The sequence below is a fragment of the Streptomyces sp. SBT349 genome, assembly GCF_001083795.1.
Taxonomy (GTDB): domain Bacteria; phylum Actinomycetota; class Actinomycetes; order Streptomycetales; family Streptomycetaceae; genus Streptomyces.
In genome coordinates this window covers 1-6343 of the sequence record NZ_LAVK01000399.1, presented here as the reverse complement: position 1 = coordinate 6343, position 6343 = coordinate 1, and the positions used below count along the sequence as shown (strand labels likewise).

Genomic DNA, 6343 nt, shown 5'->3' with positions numbered 1-6343 from the left:
ACGAGGCGCGGCTGGAAGGCTATGGGGGGCAGGTTCTCGTGGGTGAGAACGGCCAGGACGCCGGGCGCGTCCAGCGCGCCGGCCGGGTCGACGGCGGTGATCCGGCCGGAGGCGATGCGGGCGCCGACGAGCGTGGCGAAGGCGAGGCCCGGCAGGGTGACGTCGGAGACGTAGCGGGCGGCGCCGGTGGTCTTGGGGCGGCCATCGACCCGTTCGAGGGGGCGGCCGACGGCCGCGGTGGCCGGTTCCGCCGTGGGGACTGCGGTCATGTCAGGGACTCCAGGGCTCGGACGACGGCCCGCTGGGCGAGCTCGACCTTGAAGGCGTTCATGGGGGTGGGGGTGGCGTCGGCCATCTCCTCGCGGGCCGCCTCGGCGAAGGCGCGCCGGTCGGCGGCGGCGCCGAGCAGCAGGCGCTCGGCCCGCCGGGCGCGCCACGGCGTGGTGGCGACGCCGCCGAGCGCGAGGCGGACCCCGCTGATCCGGCCGCGCTCCAGGGTGAGGGTGGCGGCGACGGAGACGAGGGCGAACTCGTAGGACTCCCGGTCACGGATCTTCAGATAGGTCGAGGTGCGGGCGGTGGGGGTGTCGGGGATCTCGATGGCGGTGATCAACTCGCCGTGTTCCAGGGGGAACTCGCGGTGGGGCGTGTCGCCGGGGAGGAGGAAGAAGTCGTCGATGTGGTACGAGCCCTCGCCCCTGCCCGTCCTGGTGTGGACGAGGGCGTCGAGGGCGGTGAGGGCCACGGCGGCGTCGGAGGGGTGGGTGGCGATGCAGTGGTCGCTGGTGCCGAGGACGGCGTGGCCCCGGTTGACGCCGCGCAGGGCGCCGCAACCGCTGCCGGGGCGGCGCTTGTTGCAGGGGGACTCGACGTCGCGGTAGTAGCCGCAGCGGGTCCGTTGCAGCAGGTTGCCGCCCATCGTGGCCATGTGGCGCAGCTGGGCGGAGGCGCCCTGCTCCAGGGCCTGGGCGAGCAGCGGGAAACGGGTGCGGACGGCGGGGGAGGCGGCGACGTCGCTCATGCGGGCCGTGGCGCCGATGGTCAGGCCCCCGCCCGGGGTCTCGTCGATGCCGGTGAGCGGGAGCGCGTTGATGTCGACGAGCCGCCCGGGGGTCAGGACGTGCAGGCGCAGCAGGTCGATCTCGGTGGTCCCGCCGGCGAGGTAGGCGCTGTCGGGGTCGGCGGTCACGGCGGTCACGGCGTCGGAGACGGCCGTGGCGCGGGAGTACGCGATGGGGCGCATGATCAGCAGTTCCTCATACCTGGTCGCGGGCCGCGCGGATGGCGGCGGTGATGTTCGGGTAGGCGGCGCAGCGGCAGAGGTTGCCGCTCATCCACTCCCTGATCTCGGCGTCGTCCGAGGCGTGGCCCTCCCGGACGAGCGCCACGGCCGACATGAGCTGGCCGGGCGTGCAGTAGCCGCACTGGAACGCGTCATGGGCGATGAACTCGCGTTGCATCGGGTGGAGTTCGTCGCCGGACCGGTCCCGGGTCCGGTCCCCGGACCGGTCGCTGTCCCGGGTGCCGTCCGTGAGCTCCTGGAGCCCTTCGACGGTGGTGACGGCGCGTCCCTCGCAGCCGATCGCCAGGGTCAGGCAGGCGAGCACGCGGCGGTCGTCGACCCAGACGGTGCAGGCGCCGCAGGTGCCCTGGTCGCAGCCGCGCTTGGCGCCCGTGAGCCGGCAGGAGTCCCGCAGGGCGGAGAGCAGGCTGACGCGCGGCTCGATCTCCATGGTGTGCTCGGCGCCGTTGACCATGAGGCTGACATGGACCGGTCCTGGGCCGCGGACGGGGAGCGGGTCCGTCGCGGCGGAGCGGGCGGGGGTCGGTTTCTGGGTGGTCACCAGTCGGTCTCCTCGGGCGTTATGGGGTTTATGTCTGATTGATTCGTGCCTGAGTGTAGTGATCGGCCGCTATCGTCTGGCGGGTCCGGCGCGCGCCGGACCCGGGACGAGGACCGGGACGAGGGCCAGGGGAGACCATGGACGAGCGGCGGTACGGGGAGTGGATCGCGGTCCGGCGGGACGGCCATGTGGCGGAGCTGCTGCTCGATCGGCCCCGGGCGATGAACGCCATCTCGACGGAGCTGGCGCGGGGGCTGGCGGCGGCCTGCGCGGAGCTGGCGGCCGACGGCTCGGTGCGGGCGGTGGTGCTCGCGTCCACGGGGGAGCGGGCGTTTTGCGTGGGCGCCGACCTGAAGGAGCGCAACGGTCTCAGCGACGCGGAGTTCGGCCGCCACCGCGTGGTGCTGCGGGCCGGGTTCACGGCGGTGCTCGACCTGCCGGTGCCCGCGATCGCCGCGGTGGAGGGCTTCGCGCTGGGCGGCGGGTTCGAACTGGCGCTGTCCTGCGACGTGATCGTGGCCGACCCGACGGCCGTGGTCGGCCTGCCCGAGCTGACGGTTGGCGTGATCCCCGGCGGCGGCGGCACGCAGCTTCTGCCCCGGCGGGTGGGCGCGGCGCGGGCGGCGGAACTGATCTACACCGGGCGCCGGGTCGAGGCGGCCGAGGCGCGCGAGCTGGGGCTCGTCGACGTGCTGACGGCGGCGGGCGGGGCGCGGGCGGAGGCCCTGGCGCTGGCCGCGCGGATGGCGGCCAACTCCCCGATCGGCCTCCGCGCCGCCAAACGCGCCCTCCGCACGGGCTCCGGCCTCGGCCTCCAGGCGGGCCTGGAGGTGGAGGACGCGGCCTGGCGGACGGTGGCGTTCTCACCCGACCGCACGGAGGGCGTGGCGGCGTTCAACGAGAAGCGCCCGCCCCGCTGGGAGACTCGGCCCTCCCCCTGACCCCGAGCCCGACCCCGAGCCCGAGCCCGACCCCGAGCGGAGGGGCCCCCGGGTCGGCCCCGGAGGGGAGTAGTTGAACGGACCAAAGCGGGAAGAACGACCCTAGCCTGGGCGTATGGGTGACGACAGCCGGCTGCGGGCCGTGGTGGAGCTGGCGCAGAGGATGGCCGCCGCGCAGGCGTTGCCCGAGGTGGCGCTCGCCGCGGCGGAGGGGGCCAGGGAGGCGCTGGGCGGGGCGTTCGCCGCCGTGTCCGTCTTCGAGCCGGCCCGCGGCAGGCTGCGGGTGCTGGTCAACACGGGCGAGCTGGCCGAGGGGGAGGAGGAGTTCCCCGCCGACGAGTCGTATCCGGTGCACGACTTCCCGGAGATCGCCGGGTTCGAGCCCGAGAGCTGGGTGAGGGGCGGCGAGCCGCGCGCCTGGATCGAGTCGGCCGCGACCCCGGGCAGCCGCAGGGCCGCGGCCCTGCGGCGGCGCGGCAGGAGCGCCTGCGTCGTCGCCCCGATCGTCCTGCACGGCCGCGCCTGGGGCGAGCTCTCCGTGGCGCGCGCCCGCGGCGCCCCCGCCCCCGGCAGCGGCGACGCGGACTTCGCCGCCGTCCTCGCCGCGGTGGTGGCGTCGGGCCTGGTCCAGTACGAGCGGCTCGCCGAGGCCAGGCGGCTGGCGTTCACCGACCCGCTGACCGGCCTCGCCAACCGCCGCGCGGTGGACATACGCCTGGACGAGGCCCTGGAGACCCACCGCGCCACCGGTGCCGTGATCAGCCTCGTCGTCTGCGACGTCAACGGCCTCAAGCGGGTCAACGACACCTACGGCCACGCGGCGGGCGACCGGCTGCTGGAACGGTTCGGGATGGTGCTGTCCCTGTGCGGCGCGTCCCTGCCGGGGGCGCTCGCCGCGCGGTTGGGGGGCGACGAGTTCTGCCTGCTGGCCGTCGGCGCCGGCCTGGCCGAGGTGGAACGTTCCGCCACCGAGGTGTGCCGCAGGGCCCGCGAGCTCGACCTCGGCTCGGGCGTGGCCTGCGGCGTCGCCTCCACCGGGGAGGACATCGGCCCCGTCCGCTCGGCCCGCCGCCTGTTCCGGCTGGCGGACGCCGCGCAGTACCAGGCCAAGGCCGCGGGGTCGCCCGACCCGGTCGTCGCGGGGCGCGGCGGCCCCGGCGACCCGGTGGTGGCGCTCGCCGACGCGCCAGGCGGGCGGGGGCGCGAGCGCCGCGGCCTGAGGGGGCGGCGCCCCCCGGCGCCCGAATCACCGAATGATCCGACCCCCTGATGACTGGGGTCGATTCACTCCTTAGGCTTGCTGAATATGGCTATGCATGACAGGGGAGGCGCCCGCGTCGTCCTGGGCACCTCGGGAACCTCGTTCGACGACGTCATCGCCGTGGCCCGCGGCGGCGCCCGCGTGGAGCTCTCCCCCTCCGCGCTCGACGCGATGGCCGCCGCCCGCCGCGTGATCGACGACCTCGCCGCCGGGCCCGAGCCCGTCTACGGCGTCTCCACCGGGTTCGGCGCCCTCGCCGTCCGCCACATCACCCCTGACCTGCGCGCCAGGCTCCAGCGCAACATCGTCCGCTCCCACGCGGCCGGACTCGGGCCCCCCGTGGAGCGCGAGGTGGTGCGCGCCCTGATGTTCCTGCGACTGAAGACCGTCGCCTCGGGGCACACCGGCGTGCGCCCCGAGGTGGCCCGCGCCATGGCCGACCTGCTCAACGCCGGGATCACGCCCGTCGTCCACGAGCACGGCTCCCTCGGCTGCTCCGGCGACCTCGCGCCGCTGGCGCACTGCGCGCTCGCCCTGCTCGGCGAGGGCGAGGCGGAGGGCCCCGACGGAACGGTCCGGCCCACCCTGCCGCTCCTCGCCGAGCACGGCATCGCGCCGGTCGAACTCCGCGAGAAGGAGGGGCTGGCGCTGCTCAACGGCACCGACGGCATGCTCGGCATGCTGATCATGGCCTGCGCGGACCTGGGGCGGCTGTTCACCTCCGCCGACATCACCGCGGCCCTCACCCTGGAGGCGCTGCTCGGCACCGAGCGGGTGCTCGCGCCCGACCTGCACGCCCTGCGCCCCCACCCCGGGCAGGCCGCGAGCGCGTCCAACATGCGGAAGATCCTCGCCGGTTCCGGGCTGACCGGGCACCACCAGGACGACGCGCCCCGGGTGCAGGACGCCTACTCGGTGCGCTGCGCCCCCCAGGTCGCGGGCGCCGGCCGCGACACCCTGGCGCACGCCCGCACCGTCGGCGAACGGGAGCTGGCCGCCGCCGTGGACAACCCGGTGGTGATCGACGGGCGCGTGGAGTCCAACGGGAACTTCCACGGCGCGCCCCTCGGCTACGTGCTGGACTTCCTGGCCATCGCGGCGGCGGACCTCGCCTCGATCACCGAGCGCCGCACCGACCGGTTGCTCGACCGCAACCGCTCGCACGGGCTCCCGCCGTTCCTGGCCCAGGACGCGGGCGTCGACTCGGGGCTGATGATCGCGCAGTACACGCAGGCCGCGCTGGTCGGCGAGCTGAAACGGCTCGCGGCGCCCGCCTCGGCCGACTCCATACCGTCCTCGGCGATGCAGGAGGACCACGTCTCGATGGGGTGGTCCGCGGCGCGGAAGCTGCGGACGGCCGTGGAGGGGCTGACCCGCGTCGTGGCCATCGAGCTGTTCGCGGCCACCCGCGCCCTCGACCTGCGCGACGGCCTGGGAGCGGGGGCGTCCGGCGCGGGCGCGGGGCCCGCGGCCCGAGCGGTGGTGGCGGCGGCGCGTGCGGCGGGCGTCCGCGGGGCGGGGGAGGACCGTTTCCTCGCGCCCGATCTGGCGGCGGCCGAGGCGTTCGTGCGGAGCGGGGCGCTGGTCACGGCGGCCGAGTCGGCGACCGGACCGTTGATCTGAGGCCCGTTACTGGTCCTGGTCGAGGTCGAGGGCGGGCTGCTCGACGGGGATGACCGAGCTGGTCCCCGGGGCGTCGTCGCCGTCGGCGTAGGCCGAGGGAAGCAGCCACCCCACACAGAGGGCACCGGCCGCGACAGCGCCGCATATCAGCGGGTGGCGATTGAGGCTGCGGGGCTGACCGTCCATGGGGAGCGATGTTACGGGCGAGTGCGGGTCGCGGGGAAGGGGCGGTGTCCGGGCGTCTTACCCTCCGGGGCATGAGTGATGACATGACCGAGGGCCTGGAAGAGACGACGCGCTACGTTCGCGTCCGCGTGGAGATGGTGCTGGAGATCACCGAGCCCGACGAGCTGATCCGGGCCGCCTGGGCGCGGATCGAGAGCGACGAGCTGATGCCTCCCGAGGAGCGGGACCAGGCCGCGCAGACCGTCTCGCGCGACGAGGCCGAGGCCGTCGCCTACCTGCTCGACCCGGTCGACCTGGTCACCGAGGTGCCCGGGGTGATCCTGGCGCAGGCGTCCTGGAGCAGCGAGCTGGTCGCGTACGACCCCGAGGACTCGTGGGACGACTACGAAGACGAGGACTGACGAGCACTGACGAGAATTGATGGGCAGGGGGGCGTGAAGGGCGTGAAGGTGTGAGGGGGGCGTGGCCGTGCGGACACCGGGTAGGCG

Annotated in this window: 7 protein-coding genes and 1 pseudogene; 4 read left to right on the top strand and 4 right to left on the bottom strand. The window is 75.0% G+C overall.

The genetic code is table 11. The annotated features are described in order from the left end of the window. The 3 genes and pseudogenes from ADY01_RS31190 to ADY01_RS31180 all read right to left on the bottom strand — a co-directional run. A pseudogene (locus ADY01_RS31190) lies at positions 1-269 on the bottom strand (xanthine dehydrogenase family protein molybdopterin-binding subunit); the annotation flags it as partial. After that, entirely contained in the window at positions 266-1243 is a 978-nt protein-coding gene (locus tag ADY01_RS31185; RefSeq protein ID WP_049580078.1) for an FAD binding domain-containing protein, read from the bottom strand. The gene ADY01_RS31185 and the pseudogene ADY01_RS31190, both read right to left, overlap by 4 nt. 13 nt (positions 1244-1256) lie before the next feature. After that, complete coding sequence (locus ADY01_RS31180; RefSeq protein WP_049580077.1) at positions 1257-1844, bottom strand: (2Fe-2S)-binding protein; 588 nt, start codon at positions 1842-1844, stop codon at positions 1257-1259. 137 nt (positions 1845-1981) lie between these two features. On the opposite strand from ADY01_RS31180, the gene ADY01_RS31175 reads away from it, so the two are divergent. From ADY01_RS31175 to hutH, 3 genes are all read left to right on the top strand, one after another. After that, on the top strand, positions 1982-2785 hold the full coding sequence (locus tag ADY01_RS31175; RefSeq protein ID WP_049580076.1) for an enoyl-CoA hydratase/isomerase family protein: 804 nt from the start codon (positions 1982-1984) through the stop codon (positions 2783-2785). 115 nt (positions 2786-2900) lie between these two features. Further along, the gene (locus ADY01_RS31170; protein WP_049580075.1) at positions 2901-4055 is read left to right on the top strand and encodes a GGDEF domain-containing protein; all 1155 of its coding nucleotides are present in this window, start codon (positions 2901-2903) and stop codon (positions 4053-4055) included. A gap of 36 nt (positions 4056-4091) precedes the next feature. After that, on the top strand, positions 4092-5669 hold the full coding sequence (gene hutH, locus ADY01_RS31165) for a histidine ammonia-lyase (RefSeq protein WP_234320485.1): 1578 nt from the start codon (positions 4092-4094) through the stop codon (positions 5667-5669). A gap of 6 nt (positions 5670-5675) precedes the next feature. On the opposite strand, the gene ADY01_RS39465 is transcribed toward hutH, so the two are convergent. Then, a complete protein-coding gene (locus tag ADY01_RS39465; protein WP_159001535.1) occupies positions 5676-5855 on the bottom strand; it encodes a hypothetical protein in 180 nt (59 codons plus the stop codon). Positions 5856-5926: 71 nt separating this feature from the next. Between ADY01_RS39465 and ADY01_RS31160 the strand changes: the two genes are divergently transcribed. Further along, positions 5927-6256, top strand: a complete 330-nt coding sequence (locus tag ADY01_RS31160; RefSeq protein ID WP_049580073.1) for a hypothetical protein — start codon at positions 5927-5929, stop codon at positions 6254-6256. The last annotated feature ends 87 nt before the right edge of the window (positions 6257-6343 follow it).